The sequence below is a fragment of the Streptomyces phaeofaciens genome (assembly GCF_014648915.1).
Taxonomy (GTDB): Bacteria; Actinomycetota; Actinomycetes; order Streptomycetales; family Streptomycetaceae; genus Streptomyces; species Streptomyces phaeofaciens.
The window spans coordinates 118,201-133,714 of sequence record NZ_BMSA01000023.1; the positions used below are offsets into that span (position 1 = coordinate 118,201).

The 15,514-nt window shown below is 70.8% G+C and carries 11 protein-coding genes; 5 read left to right on the forward strand and 6 right to left on the reverse strand.

Features of this window, described 5'->3' with window-relative positions:
* Positions 1 to 16: 16 nt before the first annotated feature.
* Genes IE275_RS32365 through IE275_RS32375 form a run of 3 tightly spaced genes read right to left on the reverse strand, consistent with a single transcriptional unit; the run spans position 17 to position 3,161 of the window.
* Positions 17 to 883 (reverse strand): carbohydrate ABC transporter permease, encoded by an 867-nt coding sequence (locus IE275_RS32365; RefSeq protein WP_189715756.1) that lies wholly within the window; start codon positions 881 to 883, stop codon positions 17 to 19.
* Positions 880 to 1,848, reverse strand: coding sequence for a carbohydrate ABC transporter permease (locus IE275_RS32370; RefSeq protein WP_189715757.1), 969 nt, complete (start codon positions 1,846 to 1,848; stop codon positions 880 to 882). Before IE275_RS32370 ends, IE275_RS32365 begins: the two co-directional genes overlap by 4 nt.
* Positions 1,848 to 3,161 (reverse strand): ABC transporter substrate-binding protein, encoded by a 1,314-nt coding sequence (locus IE275_RS32375; RefSeq protein WP_189715759.1) that lies wholly within the window; start codon positions 3,159 to 3,161, stop codon positions 1,848 to 1,850. Before IE275_RS32375 ends, IE275_RS32370 begins: the two co-directional genes overlap by 1 nt.
* A 151-nt stretch (positions 3,162 to 3,312) precedes the next feature.
* On the opposite strand from IE275_RS32375, the gene IE275_RS32380 reads away from it, so the two are divergent.
* The 4 genes from IE275_RS32380 to IE275_RS32395 all read left to right on the forward strand — a co-directional run bounded on the left by IE275_RS32380 (position 3,313) and on the right by IE275_RS32395 (position 10,266).
* Positions 3,313 to 5,721, forward strand: coding sequence for a glycoside hydrolase family 2 protein (locus IE275_RS32380; protein ID WP_189715761.1), 2,409 nt, complete (start codon positions 3,313 to 3,315; stop codon positions 5,719 to 5,721).
* Positions 5,718 to 6,755, forward strand: coding sequence for a LacI family DNA-binding transcriptional regulator (locus IE275_RS32385; RefSeq protein ID WP_189715763.1), 1,038 nt, complete (start codon positions 5,718 to 5,720; stop codon positions 6,753 to 6,755). Before IE275_RS32380 ends, IE275_RS32385 begins: the two co-directional genes overlap by 4 nt.
* A 161-nt stretch (positions 6,756 to 6,916) precedes the next feature.
* Entirely contained in the window at positions 6,917 to 8,137 is a 1,221-nt protein-coding gene (locus tag IE275_RS32390; protein WP_189715765.1) for a thiolase family protein, read from the forward strand.
* Entirely contained in the window at positions 8,134 to 10,266 is a 2,133-nt protein-coding gene (locus IE275_RS32395; RefSeq protein ID WP_189715767.1) for a 3-hydroxyacyl-CoA dehydrogenase NAD-binding domain-containing protein, read from the forward strand. Before IE275_RS32390 ends, IE275_RS32395 begins: the two co-directional genes overlap by 4 nt.
* A 72-nt stretch (positions 10,267 to 10,338) precedes the next feature.
* On the opposite strand, the gene IE275_RS32400 is transcribed toward IE275_RS32395, so the two are convergent.
* Positions 10,339 to 11,358, reverse strand: a complete 1,020-nt coding sequence (locus tag IE275_RS32400; RefSeq protein WP_189715769.1) for a PLL family lectin — start codon at positions 11,356 to 11,358, stop codon at positions 10,339 to 10,341.
* Between the two features lie 109 nt (positions 11,359 to 11,467).
* Here IE275_RS32400 and IE275_RS32405 point away from each other — a divergent pair, with 109 nt between their 5' ends.
* The gene (locus tag IE275_RS32405) at positions 11,468 to 11,851 is read left to right on the forward strand and encodes a PIN domain-containing protein (RefSeq protein ID WP_189715771.1); all 384 of its coding nucleotides are present in this window, start codon (positions 11,468 to 11,470) and stop codon (positions 11,849 to 11,851) included.
* Between the two features lie 42 nt (positions 11,852 to 11,893).
* Here the strand turns inward: IE275_RS32405 and IE275_RS32410 are convergent, their stop codons facing one another.
* Positions 11,894 to 13,420 (reverse strand): amino acid permease, encoded by a 1,527-nt coding sequence (locus IE275_RS32410; RefSeq protein WP_189715772.1) that lies wholly within the window; start codon positions 13,418 to 13,420, stop codon positions 11,894 to 11,896.
* Positions 13,421 to 13,570: 150 nt separating this feature from the next.
* Entirely contained in the window at positions 13,571 to 15,496 is a 1,926-nt protein-coding gene (gene dxs / locus IE275_RS32415) for a 1-deoxy-D-xylulose-5-phosphate synthase (RefSeq protein ID WP_189715774.1), read from the reverse strand.
* Positions 15,497 to 15,514 lie beyond the last annotated feature (18 nt).

Here is a 15,514-nt window from a genome sequence, read left to right on the forward strand (position 1 = left end):
GCGCCCCGGCGGCCGGTCACCGGGACGCGCCCCGCATGAAGCCGTTGTAGATGTATTTCTGGAGCGCCAGGAAGACGATCAGCGTCGGCAGGATGACCAGGACCGCTCCCGCGGAGATCGTTTCCCAGTGGGCCGCGTAGGGCCCCTTGAAGCGGAACAGAGACGTCGAGATCACGCCAAGATCTTGTGAGGGCATGTAGAGGAACGGGATGTAGAAGTCGTTGTAGACGGCTATCCCCTTCACGATCACGACGGTCGCGATCGCCGGTTTCAGCAACGGGAAGATGATCTTGCGGTAGACGGTGAACGCGTTGGCGCCGTCCAGCCGGGCCGCCTCGTCCAGGGAGACCGGTATCGAGCGGACGAACTGCAGAAAGATGTAGATCGAGACGATGTCCGTGCCCATGTAGAGGGCGATCGGGGCCCAGCGGGTGTCGAACATGCCGAGGCTGTGGACGATCTGGAAGGTCGCCACCTGGGTGGTGACGCCGGGCACCAGGGCGGCCACCAGGAAGAGCGCCACCACGAGCTTCCGGAAACGGAACGTGAAGCGGTCGATCGCGTACGCCGTCATCGAACCGATCAGGACCGTTCCGCCGACGGAGATCACCAGGATGAAGGCGGTGTTGGCGAACGCCGTGAGCATGCCGCCGTCCTGGAACGCCGTCACATAGTTGGCGAAGTGGAACGGATCGCGTGGCGGCGTGAGCGCCCCGCCGCTGTCCGCCGTCTCGCTCTCGGTCTTCAGGGACGTGAGGAGCACGACGCCGAGGGGGAGCAGGACGACCACCGAGGCGGCGACGAGCGACAGGTACACGAGGGTCCGGGCGACTGCCCGGCGGGTCGGTCGGTGGGTCGTACGGCGGGTCGTACGGCGGGTCATACGAGGTCCACCCTCTCGTCCGGGACGAGACGTCGCTGCACCCAGGTCACCAGCAGGATGATCAGCAGCAGGACCACGGCGGCCGCGGAGGCGAGGCCCGTCTTGTTGAACTGGAACGCCAGCTTCACGGTCTGGATCACGAAGGTCTCGGTGCCGGTCGCGCCGCCGGTCATGATGTACGGGATCTCGAAGGCGGACAGCGAGCCGGAGACCGAGAGGATCACGGTCAGGGTCAGCACCGGCTTGATCCCGGGCAGGATGATGTGCCGGAACTGGTGCCAGCGGTTCGCGCCGTCCAGCGCCGACGCCTCGTACAACTCCCCCGGGATGGACTGGATCGCGCCCAGGAACAGGACGAAGTTCATGCCGAGGTAGCGCCAGACCGAGACGCCGGCGAGGGAGACGTTCGCCGACGCGGGCGTCCCCAGCCAGGCGTGGTCGGTGTGGTACCCGAAGAGGCCGAGGACCGTGTCGAAGGTGCCGCCGTCCTGGAAGAAGTAGAGGAAGACGAAGGCGATCGCCACTCCGTTGACCAGGGACGGGAAGAAGAGCACGCCCTTGAAGAAATTCCGGAGACGGACGTCGAAACTCAGGATCGTCGCGAAGTACAGCGCGGCGACGATCTGGATCGCCGAGGCGACCAGGTAGTAGCCGCTCACGAAGAACACCTGGAAGAGGTCCTCCCTGGTGAAGATCTCCGTGTAGTTCTCGACGCCGGTGTAGTGCAGTTCGGGGCTGACGCCGTCCCAGTCGGTGAAGCTGTACGCCACCATGTTGGCGATCGGCGCGTAGGTGAAGGTGATCAGGAGGGCGAGGGGGGCGAGCAGGAACAGCCAGGGCGTGACCAGCCGCCATGTGCGGGCGCGGCGCGGGGCGGGTGCGGGGGCGGCGTGCCGCGGGGCCGACGCCACGGCCGCGGAGGCAGCCTTCTCCGTGAGGTGCGCGGGGGTGGGCGCGGGGGGCATCAGTCGCCCACGTTCTTCCGGGTGTCGGTCCACTTCTCGCCGAGGCCGGCCAGGAAGTCGTCCAGGCTGCCCTTCCTGGCGCCGCGGGCGAGGTCGACGAGGTCCTGGCGGTACTCGGGCTTGTTGATGCCGACCTCGGACTCGTTGTCGATGAGCTTCACCCGGCCGCCCGCCGAGTCGTCCAGCTCGATGAGCTTCACGCCCTCGTCCTCGTAGGGCTTGAGGACCTCGGGCATGGGGGCGTCCTTGAGCGGGGAGATGGCGAGGTTGTCGCGGTCGTAGCCGGACCTGTCGGTGAACCAGTCGATCCAGGCGCGGGCCGCCTCCTTGTGCCGGGAGTGGACGTTGACGGCCTGGTTGTAGTCGGGGCCGACGGTCGCGCAGAACGTGCCGTCCACCTGGGCCGGGAACGGCATGAAGCCGATGTCGTCCGGGTTCACCCCGGCCTTGCGGGCCGCGTCCTGGAACTGGATGATCGCCCAGGTGCCGAGCCACTGGGTGGCGATCTCGCCCTTGGCCGTCCGGGGCTTGGACTCCTCCCAGTTGCTGGTCGTCGGATCCTTCTCGGCGAGGCCCTCGTGGACGATGTCGTACAGGAGCGTGTCGCCGACGCGCAGGTCGGAGCCGTCCGCCCACGGGTCGCCCTCGGCGAGTTTCGTGGTGGCCCCCGGGTCGCAGCCGACCGAGCCGTTGACGAAGGTCCAGGAGGTCAGCGGCCACTGGGCGGCGAAGTTGGTGTAGTACGGGATCGCGTCCGTCTTCGCCTTGATCGCCTTCAGTCCGGCGAGGAACTCGTCCGGGGTGGTGGGCCAGTCGGTGATCCCGGCCTCCCGCCAGACCCTCTTGTTGTAGACGAAGCCGGGCATCACGCCGTTGGGCGTCTGGCCGTAGACCTTGCCGTCGACGGTGGTGAAGTCCGTGAAGCGGTACTTCTTGCCGCGCTCCTCCTGGGTGCCCAGGGAGGCGAAGAACTTCGGATAGTCGTCCTTCTCGATGACCCCGGGGATCAGCAGGACATCGCCGTAGTCCTCCGTGTTCATCCGGATCTTGATCTCGGCCTCGTAGTTGGTGAGGGCCTGGAACTCGACCTTCACCTTGGGATACGTCCTGTTGAACTCGGCGGCGTACTTCTTCATCGTGCCGTCCTGCACGAGGTCGGTCCGCACGGTGAGGACCGTGATGGTGCCGCTCACCTTCGACGGGTCGTCGGGTGCCTCGGCGTCGGCGCCCTTCGCGCTGCCTCTGGTTCCGGTGCAGCCGGCGAGCAGCAGGGCGGCTCCCGCGGTCAGGGCCAGGACTGTACGGCGGTTCATGTGCATCAGCTCCGTTCGAGGGACGGACGAGCACCAGCGGGTTGGCTGATTCGGCACTCTGACAGCGCTTTCTCAACCGGTAAAGTCCCATTCCCGCCAACGATGAAGAGACGGCGCCCAGTTGTCGGCTTGACCGGTTTAGGGAGTGCGCATGCTGGAGGCCTCACCGCTCGACGACGGATGGATCCTGCGGCACGAGGATGAGGCGCTCCCGGCCGTCGTGCCGGGCTGTGTGCACACCGATCTGCTCGCGGCGGGCGCGATCCCGGACCCCTTCCTCGGCCGCAACGAGGGGGAGGTGGCGTGGGTGGGGCGGCGCGAGTGGAGTTACGAGAGCGAGCTGCCCGCCGTGACGTCCGGGCACGAGCAGACCGACCTGGTCTTCGACGGGCTCGACACGGCGGCGGAGATCCGGCTGGACGGCCGGCTGCTGGGCCGGGTGCGGAACATGCACCGCTCGTACCGGTACGACGTGACGGGCCTGAGCGGCGCGCTGACCGTGCGGTTCGTCTCCGCGTACGCCGAGGCGGAGGCCGTGCGCGGCAGGACCGGGGAGCGGCCCGCCGCGTACGCCGAGCCCTATCAGTACCTGCGCAAGATGGCCTGCTCCTTCGGCTGGGACTGGGGGCCGACCCTGGTCACGGCCGGGATCTGGCGTCCGGTGCGGCTGGAGCGCTGGTCGACGGCGCGGATCGCCCGGGTGCGGCCGCTCGTCACGGTGGAGCGCGGCACCGGGGTCGTCGAACTGCACGTCGAGGTCGAGCGCACCCGGGTGGAGGCCGAACTCGCCCTGGAGGCCCGGGTGGGGGGCCTGCGGGTGCGGGGCGAGGTGTCGGGGAGCTGCGGGACGGTCCGCCTCGAGGTGCCGGGGGCCGCGCTGTGGTGGCCGCGCGGTTATGGCGAACAGGCGCTGTACGAAGTCGAGTTGACGTTGTCGCACGGGGGCGCGCCGCTCGACGTGTGGCAGCGGCGGATCGGTTTCCGGGATGTGGAGCTGGACACCTCCGCGGACGAGTGGGGAACCGGCTTCACCCTGGTCGTCAACGGGGAGCGGCTGTTCGCGCGGGGCGTCAACTGGATCCCGGACGACGTGTTCCCGTCCCGGGTGACCCGGGAGCGCTACCGGAGACGGTTGCGGCAGGCCGCCGACGCCGGGGTGGACCTGGTCCGGGTGTGGGGCGGCGGGATCTACGAGAGCGAGGACTTCTACACCGCCTGCGACGAACTGGGCCTGCTGGTCTGGCAGGACTTCCCGTTCGCCTGCGCGGCCTACCCGGAGGAGCAGCCGCTGCGCGGCGAGGTGGAGGCGGAGGCCCGGGAGAACGTCGTACGGCTGATGCCGCATCCGTCGCTCGTGCTGTGGAACGGGAACAACGAGAATCTGTGGGGTTTCCGGGACTGGGGGTGGGAGGAGCGGCTCGGCGGGGACTCCTGGGGGGAGGGGTACTACCTGGGCGTCCTGCCGCGGGTGGTGGCCGAGCTGGATCCGACCCGGCCGTACACGGCGGGCAGCCCCTGGTCGGGGAGCTGGGAGCGGCATCCGAACGATCCGGCGCACGGGACCCACCACTCGTGGGAGGTGTGGAACCGGGAGGACTACGCCGTGTACCGGAGTGAAGTGCCGCGGTTCGTCGCGGAGTTCGGGTGGCAGGCGCCGCCCGCGTACGCCACCCTGCGGCGGGCGCTGCCGGGCGAGGAACTGCACCCGGACTCCCCCGGGATGCTGCACCACCAGAAGGCGGAGGACGGCAACGGCAAGCTGGAGCGGGGACTGCTCCGGCACTTCGCCCGGCCGGACCGGGACTTCGACCGCTGGCACTATCTGACGCAGGTCAACCAGGCGCGGGCGGTGGCCGCCGGGATCGAGCACTGGCGGTCGCACTGGCCGGTGTGCGCCGGGACGGTTCTCTGGCAGCTCAACGACTGCTGGCCGGTGACCTCCTGGGCGGCGATCGACGGGGACGGGCGGGAGAAACCGCTCTACCACGAGTTGCGCAGGCTGTACGCGGACCGCTTGCTGACGCTCCAGGCGCGGGACGGGGGGCTGGTGGTGGCCGCCGTCAACCAGGGCGCCGGGGAGTGGACGGCGGCGGTGCGGCTGCGGCGGATGTCCGTCGCCGGGGAGGTGATCGGCGAAGGGGCCGTCGAGGCGGCCGCCCGGGCGCGGGCGGTGGCCGTGGCGCGGGTGCCGGCGGAGCTGACGCCGCAGGGGGCGAAGGAGTTCCTGGTGGCCGACGCACGGAAGTCCCCCCGCTCGAACGAAGCCGAGGGCGGGGGAACGCTGCGCGCGCTGTACTTCCCCGTGCCGGATCGTGAAGTGCCTTACCCCGAGCCGGAGTTCGAGGTGGAGCTGGTGCCGGACGGGGTCGCGGTCACGGCCCGGACGCTGGTGCGGGACCTGCTGCTCCAGGCGGACCGGCTGGCGCCGGACGCGCGGGCCGGCCGGGGGCTGGTGACGCTGCTTCCCGGGGAACGCGTGACCATCGGCGTCGAGGGCTGGGAGACTCCGGATGCCGCCGCGGCACGGGCCGCGCTGTACTGCCAGGAGCCCGCTCGATGACAGCGTCCCCCGCCCCCCGCGTCACCATCAAGGACGTCGCCGCGCGCGCCGGTGTGTCCAAGGGTGCCGTGTCGCTCGCCTTCAACCACAAGCCGGGGCTGGCGGAGGCGACCCGGGACCGGATATTCGCCGCGGCCCGGGAACTGGGCTGGGAACCGAACCTCAGCGCGCGGTCGCTGTCGAACTCGCGGGTGGACGTGGTGGGGCTGGCGATCTGCCGGCCGGCCCGGATGCTGGGGCTGGAACCCTTCTACATGGAGTTCGTGTCGGGCGTGGAGAGCGTGCTGACCGAGCACTCCTGCTCGCTGCTGCTCCGGCTGGTGCGGACCGTGGAGGAGGAGGTGGGGCTCCAGGAGTCCTGGTGGCGGGGGCGGCAGATCGGCGGGGCGATCCTGGTGGACTTCCGGGCCGACGACCCGCGGGCGGCGGCGGCCGAGCGGCTCGGGATGCCGGTGGTGGCCGTCGGACATCCCTCGCTCACCGGGACCCTGACGTCGGTGTGGACGGACGACGCGACGGCGGTGACGGAGGCGGTGCGCTATCTCGCGGCGCTCGGGCATCGCCGGATCGCACGGGTCGGGGGCGCGGCCGCGCTCGGCCACACGGTGATGCGGACGGCCGCGTTCGACCAGGCGGCGCGGAGCCTCGGGCTGGCCGGGGCGTGGCAGGTGGCCACGGACTACTCCGGGGAGGCGGGGGCGCGGGCGACCCGGTCCATGCTGACGGCGGCCCCGCCGGACCGGCCGACGGCCATCGTGTACGACAACGACATCATGGCGGTGGCGGGGCTGGCGGTGGCGGCCGAGATGGGGCTGAACGTGCCGCACGACGTGTCGCTGCTCGCCTGGGACGACTCGCAGCTGTGCCGGCTGACCCATCCGACGCTCTCCGCGATGAGCCACGACGTGTACGGGTTCGGCGCAGAGGCGGCCCGGACCCTGTTCGGGGTGATCACCGGGGCGGGGCCGGGGTCGCATCCCGTGCCCACGCCGGTGCTGACCCCCCGGGGGTCGACGGCGCCGCCCCGGCGGTGAGCGTGCCGCGGGCCCCGTGGGAGGCGTCCGGGTGTGTGACCTTCGCCGCTTGGGGCTCCGGGACTGGGCAGCTACGTTACCCATAAGTAGCATGGGTCCTGAGCGCGCGCTCAGCGAGTGCGTCGCAGCAGTGCCATCCCGCACCCTGGAGGAGAGCCATCGTGCCTCGTACCGTCAGGGATGTCGTCTTCGTCGACGGCGTCCGCACCCCGTTCGGCAAGGCGGGCCCGAAGGGCATCTACCACGAGACCCGGGCCGACGACCTCGTCGTGAAGGCGATCCGGGAGCTGCTGCGCCGCAACCCCGGTCTCGACCCCAAGAAGATCGACGAGGTCGCCATCGCCGCGACCACGCAGATCGGCGACCAGGGCCTGACCATCGGCCGTACCGCCGGCATCCTGGCGGGTCTGCCGACCTCCGTGCCCGGCTACTCCATCGACCGTATGTGCGCCGGCGCCCTGACCGCCGTCACCGCGGTCGCCGGCTCCGTCGCCTTCGGCGCGTACGACATCGCCGTCGCCGGCGGTGTCGAGCACATGGGCCGTCACCCGATGGGCGAGGGCGTGGACCCCAACCCGCGCTTCGTCAGCGAGAAGCTGGTCGACGAGTCCGCCCTGTTCATGGGCATGACCGCGGAGAACCTGCACGACCGCTACCCGCAGATCACCAAGCAGCGCGCCGACGAATACGCCGTGCGCTCCCAGGAGAAGGCCGCCAAGGCGTACGCCGACGGCAAGATCCAGGCCGACCTGGTACCGGTCTCGGTGCGCCGTACGAACGCCGAGGCGGGCGAGACGGGCTGGGGCCTGGTCACCGCCGACGAGCCGATGCGTCCGGGCACGACCCTGGAGAGCCTGTCCGGGCTCAAGACCCCGTTCCGGGTCCACGGCCGGGTCACCGCCGGTAACGCGGCCGGTCTGAACGACGGCGCCACCGCTTCCCTCATCGCGTCCGAGGACTTCGCCCGCGAGAACGGGCTGCCGGTCAAGATGCGCCTCGTCTCCTACTCCTTCGCGGGCGTGGAGCCGGAGGTCATGGGCTACGGCCCGATCCCGGCCACGGAGAAGGCGCTCGCGCAGGCGGGTCTGTCGATCTCCGACATCGGTCTGTTCGAGATCAACGAGGCCTTCGCCGTCCAGGTGCTGGCCTTCCTCGACCACTACGGCATCGCGGACGACGACGCGCGCGTCAACCAGTACGGCGGCGCGATCGCCTTCGGTCACCCGCTGGCCTCCTCCGGCGTCCGTCTGATGACGCAGCTGGCCCGCCAGTTCGAGGAGCAGCCGCACGTCCGCTACGGCCTGACCACCATGTGCGTCGGCTTCGGCATGGGCGCGACGGTCATCTGGGAGAACCCGCACTTCGACGGAGGCGACAAGTGAGCACCACCACCGCTGAGCTTCTGAAGGGCGCGGCCGAGCTGTTCCCGGACGAGGTCGTCACGAGCGCGCACGTCCGCCACCTGGACCTGCCGTTCGGTGCCGGGCGCTTCGCCCTGATCACCCTCGACAACGGTTTCGACCACACCAAGCCGACCACGTTCGGCCCGCAGTCCCTCGCGCGCCTGGACCTCGCGATCGACCAGGTCGAGCGCGAGGCCGCGGCCGGCGAGATCGTCGGTGCCGGTGTCACGGGCAAGCCGTTCATCTTCGCCGTCGGCGCCGACCTCAAGGGCGTCGAGCTGCTGAAGGAGCACGAGAACGCGCTCGCCATCGGCAAGGGCGGCCACGAGGTCTTCAAGCGCCTGTCGGCGCTGGCCGTCCCCACCTTCGCGTACTACAACGGCGCGGCGATGGGCGGCGGTGTGGAGGTCGGTCTGCACTGCACCTACCGCACCGTCTCGAAGGCGCTTCCCGCGTTCTCCCTGCCCGAGGTCTTCCTCGGTCTGGTCCCCGGCTGGGGCGGCTGCACGATCCTGCCGAACCTGATCGGCGCCGACAAGGCCGTCTCGGTGATCATCGAGAACAGCCTCAACCAGAACAAGCAGCTCAAGGGCCAGCAGGTCTTCGACCTCGGCATCGCGGACGCGCTGTTCGAGGGCGCGGACTTCCTGGAGCAGTCGCTGATCTGGACCGCCCGGGTCCTGAAGGGCGACGTCGAGGTCGAGCGCCCGGTGATCGACCGCGGTGAGGCCTGGGACCAGGCCGTCGCCCGCGGCCGGTTCGTCGCCGACTCCAAGGTGCACGGCGCGGCCCCGGCCGCCTACCGCGCGCTGGACATCATCGCCGCCGCCAAGAACGGCGACCTCCAGCAGGGCTACGACGCCGAGGACACCGCGCTCGCCGACCTGATCATGGGCGGTGAACTGCGCGCCGGCATCTACGCGTTCAACCTGGTGCAGAAGCGCGGCAAGCGCCCGGCCGGTGCCCCGGACAAGTCCCTGGCCCGTCCGGTCACCAAGGTCGGCGTCGTGGGCGCGGGCCTGATGGCCTCGCAGCTCGCGCTGCTGTTCCTGCGCCGCCTGGAGGTGCCGGTCGTGCTGACCGACATCGACCAGGAGCGCGTCGACAAGGGTGTGGGCTACGTCCACGCCGAGATCGAGAAGCTGCTCGGCAAGGGCCGCATCAACCAGGACAAGGCCAACCGCCTGAAGGCCCTGGTCAGCGGTGTCCTGGACAAGGCCGAGGGCTTCGCCGACGCGGACTTCATCATCGAGGCCGTGTTCGAGGAGATCGGTGTCAAGCAGCAGGTGTTCGCGGAGGTCGAGGCGGTCGCCCCGGCGCACGCGATCCTCGCCACGAACACCTCCTCGCTGTCGGTCTCCGAGATGGCGTCGAAGCTGAAGAACCCCGAGCGGGTCGTGGGCTTCCACTTCTTCAACCCGGTCGCGATCCTGCCGCTGCTGGAGATCGTCCGCGGCGAGCGGACCGACGACGCGTCGCTGGCCACCGCGTTCGCCGTCGCCAAGAAGCTGAAGAAGACGGCGGTCCTGACCAAGGACGCCCCGGCGTTCGTGGTGAACCGCATCCTGACCCGCTTCATGGGCGAGATCCAGAACGTCATCGACGAGGGCACCTCGGTCGAGGTCGCCGAGAAGGCCATCGAGCCCCTCGGCCTGCCGATGTCCCCGCTGGTCCTGCTGGAGCTGGTCGGCCCCGCGATCGGTCTGCACGTCTCGGAGACCCTCAACCGGGCCTTCCCGGACCGCTTCACGGTCTCCCAGAACCTCGCGGCCGTCGTCAAGGCGGGCAAGCGCGGCTTCTACGTCTACGACTCCGGCAAGCCGGAGCTGGACCCCGAGGTCGCGGCTCTCCTCAAGCAGGGCGACGTCGTCCTGACCGAGGAGCAGGTGCGGGACCGGGTCCTCGACGCGGTGGCGCAGGAGATCGGCCTGATGCTCGACGAGGGCGTCGTCGCCGAGGCCCAGGACATCGACCTGTGCCTGATCACCGGTGCCGGCTGGCCCTTCCACCTGGGCGGCATCACGCCGTACCTGGACCGCGAGGGCGTGTCGGAGCGCGTGAACGGCAAGAAGTTCCTGGCGCCGGGTGTGGCGTCGGTTCCCGCCTAGTCGTCGCCGTACGACCGTACGAACCGGAGAGGGCCCTCGCTGTGCGGCGGGGGCCCTCTCCCCTGTCCGGCTCTACATCTCCTGCCACGCCGTGAGCGCCAGGCCCGGTTCGTCCTTGCGGCGCGTGAGGAGCAGGCGGCCGGTCGACGGGGACAGGGTGGCCGCCACCACCCGGCCCTCGTGGTCCACGGCGAGCGCCACCTCGGTGTCGGCCGGCAGCCGGGGCCCGGACTCGGTCCACCAGGCGCCGGCCGACTCCTGTTCGGTGGGGTAGGCGGCGAAGGCCACCCGGCCGCTCGCCGATCGCTGGGCGAGCAGGGTGCAGTCGTGGCCGTCGAGCACGCAGCGGATCGCGGCGACCGGGCCGGGGCCCGCCGCCGGGAGCACGGGGACCGGCTTGTCGCCTGGGCGCCAGGCCCGGACGTCGCCGGAGTCGTCGGTGAAGAAGAGCGTGGTGTGCTCCGGGGAGGTGGCCAGTGCCCGCAGGGTGCCGGGACGCGCCGGCACCACGTCCAGGGTCTCCTCCAGCACCGGCCGGGCGCCCGGCTCCCGCTGCCGCCAGTGCAGCAGAGCGCCGGACCCGGCCGCGTAGACCTCGACGCACCCGGACTCCCCGGTCACCGCGACGGGCTCCTGCGCGGCGCCCTCGCCCGGCAGGGCGCACCAGGGGTCCCAGCCGCCCTTCTCCTTCTGGGCGACCATGGCGATCCCGGCGGCACCGTTGCGGACGAAGACGTGTGCCCGGCCCTGGGCGTCCACCGCTACGGCGGGTGTGCCCGTACGGTCGCCCTTCTTGTCGGGGTGGCCGATCGGCACCCAGTCCAGGGCGGCGAGGAGCGGCCGGTAGTGGGTGGAGTGCACCAGGCCCGCCTCCCCCTTCACGGTGGGCCGCCACGACGTCAGATGGCCGTAGCCGTCGGGGCCGTGGCCGACGGCGAGGACCGGGTGCAGCTTCTGCGCACCGCCGATCCTGCGCGGAGGGTCCCAGGGCCCGCCGGGTGTCCGTTCCGCCCGGCACAGGACCGCGCCGTCCGACGTCAGATAGATACTCAGCCGCCCGTCGCGGCCACGTATGAGCCAGTCGCCGTTCACCCGATCACTGTATGACGGCCCCTCCCCGGCCACGTCCGGCGGGCCCGCGGGTACGGCGCCGGGGGGATCGGCCGCTCGGGTGCGCGGCCCGGCGTGGGACCCTGGCCCCATGGACGGCCCCCGGTACGACGGCACACCCCTGCTGGTGATCGTGGACGGCGCGAACGTCGTCGGGTCGGTGCCCGACGGGTGGTGGCGGGACCGGCGGGGCGCCGCGGAGCGGCTGCGCGACCGGCTGGCGGCCGACGGGCTGCCGGGGCACGCCGGTCCCGTCGAGATCGTCCTCGTGGTCGAGGGCGCGGCCCGCGGGGTGGAGCCGGTCTCCGCCGTACGGGTGGAGTCGGCGGCCGGCAGCGGGGACGACCACATCGTCGCCCTGGTCGCGGCGGCGGGCGGCCGCAGCGCTCTGGTCGTCACCGCCGACCGTGAGCTGCGCCGCCGGGTGACGGACCTGGGCGCCGAGGTCGTGGGACCGCGGGCGGTACGCAGCTGAGCACCGCCCTCCGGTCCGCCCGTGGTCCACGGGGTGTCGGGGTCACGCCGTGCCGTCGGGCCCCGGCCGCCTGTGCACCTCGGCCTCCGTCGTCTCCTCGTGGCGTCCGAGACGGCTGTGGGAGCGGCCGTAGAGGAAGTACACGACGAAGCCGACGACCATCCAGCCGGCGAACCGGAGCCAGGTCTCGGCCGGCAGGTTGATCATCAGCCAGAGCGAGGCCAGCACGGACACGATCGGCAGGAACGGCACCCACGGGGTGCGGAAGGACCGGGGCAGGTCGGGGCGGGTCCTGCGCAGGACGATCACGCCGATGGCGACGACCACGAAGGCGAACAGGGTGCCGATGTTGACCAGCTCGGCGAGTTCGCTCAGCGGGGTGAAGCCGGCCAGGATCGCGATCAGCCCGCCGAGCAGGATGGTCGGCCGGTGCGGGGTCTTGAACCGCGGGTGGACCTGGGAGAAGAAGCGCGGCAGAAGTCCGTCGCGGCTCATCGCGAAGAACACCCGGGTCTGCCCGAGGAGCAGGATCATGCAGACGGTGGTGAGGCCGACGGCGGCGCCGAAGCTGATGAAGCCCGCGAACCAGGGGTGCCCGGTGGCCTTGAAGGCGTCGGCGAGCGGCGCGGTGATGGACAGCTTGCTGTAGTGCTGCATACCGGTGACCACGATCGACACCGCGACGTAGAGGGTGGTGCAGATGAGCAGCGAGCCGAGGATGCCGCGGGGCATGTCGCGCTGCGGGTTCTTGGTCTCCTCGGCCGCGGTGGCGACGACGTCGAAGCCGATGAAGGCGAAGAAGACGACGGAGGCGGCGGTGAAGATGCCCATCACGCCGAAGTTCGACGGTGCCCAGCCGAACATCAGCTGGATGAGCGGCGCCTGGAGGCTCCCGCCCGCGTCCACGGTCTGCGCCTTCGGGATGAACGGGTCGTAGTTGTCGCCGTGGATGAAGAAGGAGCCCGCGATGATCACGGTCAGTACGACGACGAGCTTGATGGCGACCACGATCGCGGTGACGCGTGCGGACAGCTTGGTGCCGATGACCAGGATGGCGGTGAGCACCAGCACGAGCGCCGCGGCGAGGATGTCGAAGCCGAAGCCGTCGGCCCCGTCTCTGCTGCCGAGCGCGTCCGGCAGATGCCAGCCCGCGTTGTCCATCAGCGAGGCGACGTAGCCGGACCAGCCGACGGCCACCACCGCCGTACCGAGGGCGAACTCCAGGACCAGGTCCCAGCCGATGATCCAGGCGGGCAGTTCCCCGAGCGAGGCGTAGGAGAAGGTGTAGGCCGATCCCGCGACGGGGACCGTGGAGGCGAACTCGGCATAACAGAGCGCCGCCAGCGCGCAGACGACGCCTGCGGCGACGAAGGCCAGGGCGACGGCGGGGCCGGCGTTGTTCCTGGCCACCGTGCCGGTCAGGACGAAGATGCCGGTGCCGATGATGACACCGACGCCGAAGACCGTCAGATCCAGCGCGGACAGGGATTTCTTGAGCGCGTGCTCGGGCTCCTCGGTATCGAGGATGGACTGCTCGACGTTCTTCGTCCGGAAGAGGGTGCTGCTCATGTGCGCGTTCCTCCCACGCTGTGTCGTCCCAGACATGATCGAGAGGGGGCGTAGTCCGTATGCCCCGGCATGGGCGCGTTAACGCGAATGGGCCGGTTTCACCACCCTTCGCGGTGGTGAAATCGGCCCATCCGGGCGTGTCGGGTGGCGTCAGTCGCGGGCGGGCTGCACCGAGTCGACCGCGGCCGCGGTGCCGTACTTCCCGTCCAGCTTCGCGACCAGGCCGGTGACCTGGCGGGCGATGTCGGGGGCGGTCAGGCCGATCTCGGCCATGACCTCGGCGCGGGAGGCGTGGTCGAGGAAGCGCGGCGGGATGCCGAAGTCGCGCAGCGGGACGTCGACGCCCGCGTCCCGCAGGGCCTGCGCGATCGCGGAGCCGACGCCGCCGACGCGGCTGTTGTCCTCGACGGTGACGACGACGCGGTGGCGCTCGGCGAGCGGGGCCATGGCCTCGTCGACGGGTTTGACCCAGCGCGGGTCGACGACGGTGGTGGTGATGCCCTGCTTCTCCAGCAGAGCGGCGATCTCCAGGCACATCGGTGCCAGGGCGCCCACGGAGACCAGCAGCACGTCCGGGGTGTCCGTCCCGGGCTGGCGCAGGACGTCCATGCCGCCGACGCGGCCCACGGCAGGTACGGCGGGGCCCACGGCGCCCTTGGAGAAGCGCACCACGGTCGGCGCGTCGTCGACGGCGACGGCCTCGCGCAGCTGGGCGCGGACCTGGTCGGCGTCGCGCGGGGCGGCGAGCCGCAGGCCGGGGACGACCTGGAGGATCGACATGTCCCACATGCCGTTGTGGGAGGCACCGTCGGTGCCCGTGACACCGGCCCGGTCCAGGACGAACGTCACCCCGCACTTGTGCAGGGCCACGTCCATGAGGACCTGGTCGAAGGCGCGGTTGAGGAAGGTCGCGTACACGGCGAAGACGGGGTGGACGCCGCCGGTCGCGAGCCCGGCGGCCGAGACGGCGGCGTGCTGCTCGGCGATGCCGACGTCGTAGACCCGCTCGGGGAAGGCCTTGGCGAACCTGTCCAGGCCGACCGGCTGGAGCATCGCGGCGGTGATCGCGACGATGTCCTCGCGCTCCTTGCCGAGCTTCACCATCTCCTCGCCGAAGACCGAGGTCCAGTCGGCGCCGGAGCTGGCGATCGGCAGGCCCGTGTCGGGGTGGATCCTGCCGACGGCGTGGAAGCGGTCCGCCTCGTCCTGGAGGGCGGGCTGGTAGCCGCGGCCCTTCTCGGTGAGGCAGTGCACGATCACCGGGCCGCCGAAGCGCTTGGCGCGGGCCAGCGCGGACTCCAGGGCCTCGATGTCGTGGCCGTCGATCGGGCCGACGTACTTCAGGCCGAGGTCCTCGAACATGCCCTGCGGGGCGATGAAGTCCTTCAGGCCCTTCTTGGCGCCGTGCAGGGTGTCGAAGAGCGGCTTGCCGACGACCGGGGTCCGCTCCAGGACCTCCTTGGTGCGGGCCAGGAACCGCTCGTACCCCTCGGTGGTGCGCAGGGTCGCCAGATGGTTGGCGAGGCCGCCGATGGTCGGCGCGTAGGAGCGCTCGTTGTCGTTGACGACGATGACCAGGGGGCGGTCCTTGGCGTCGGCGATGTTGTTGAGCGCCTCCCAGGCCATGCCGCCGGTGAGCGCGCCGTCGCCGATGACGGCCACGACGTGGGCGTCACGGTCGAGGACCTCGTTGGCCTTGGCGATGCCGTCGGCCCAGCCGAGCACCGTGGAGGCGTGGCTGTTCTCGATGACGTCGTGCTCGGACTCGGCCTGCGAGGGGTAGCCGGACAGGCCGCCCTTCATCTTCAGCCGGGAGAAGTCCTGCCTGCCGGTGAGCAGCTTGTGGACGTAGGACTGGTGGCCCGTGTCCCACAGGACCTTGTCCTTCGGGGACTCGAAGACCCGGTGCAGGGCGATGGTGAGCTCGACCACACCGAGGTTGGGGCCGAGGTGGCCTCCGGTCTTGGACACGGCGTCGACGAGGAAGGTCCGGATCTCCTCTGCCAGCTGGTCCAGCTCCTCCAGGCTGAGCCGGTCCAGATCGCGCGGTCCCCTGATGCGGGTCAGCAGCGGCACCCGTGCCTCCTTGCAGTT

Excerpts from the sequence above, each read along its gene's own strand:
- IE275_RS32365 (WP_189715756.1), bottom strand. The coding sequence starts at position 883 with ATGACCCGCCGTACGACCCGCCGTACGACCCACCGACCGACCCGCCGG.
- IE275_RS32370 (WP_189715757.1), bottom strand. The coding sequence starts at position 1,848 with ATGCCCCCCGCGCCCACCCCCGCGCACCTCACGGAGAAGGCTGCCTCC.
- IE275_RS32375 (WP_189715759.1), bottom strand. The coding sequence starts at position 3,161 with ATGAACCGCCGTACAGTCCTGGCCCTGACCGCGGGAGCCGCCCTGCTG.
- IE275_RS32380 (WP_189715761.1), top strand. The coding sequence starts at position 3,313 with ATGCTGGAGGCCTCACCGCTCGACGACGGATGGATCCTGCGGCACGAG.
- IE275_RS32385 (WP_189715763.1), top strand. The coding sequence starts at position 5,718 with ATGACAGCGTCCCCCGCCCCCCGCGTCACCATCAAGGACGTCGCCGCG.
- IE275_RS32405 (WP_189715771.1), top strand. The coding sequence starts at position 11,468 with ATGGACGGCCCCCGGTACGACGGCACACCCCTGCTGGTGATCGTGGAC.
- IE275_RS32410 (WP_189715772.1), bottom strand. The coding sequence starts at position 13,420 with ATGAGCAGCACCCTCTTCCGGACGAAGAACGTCGAGCAGTCCATCCTC.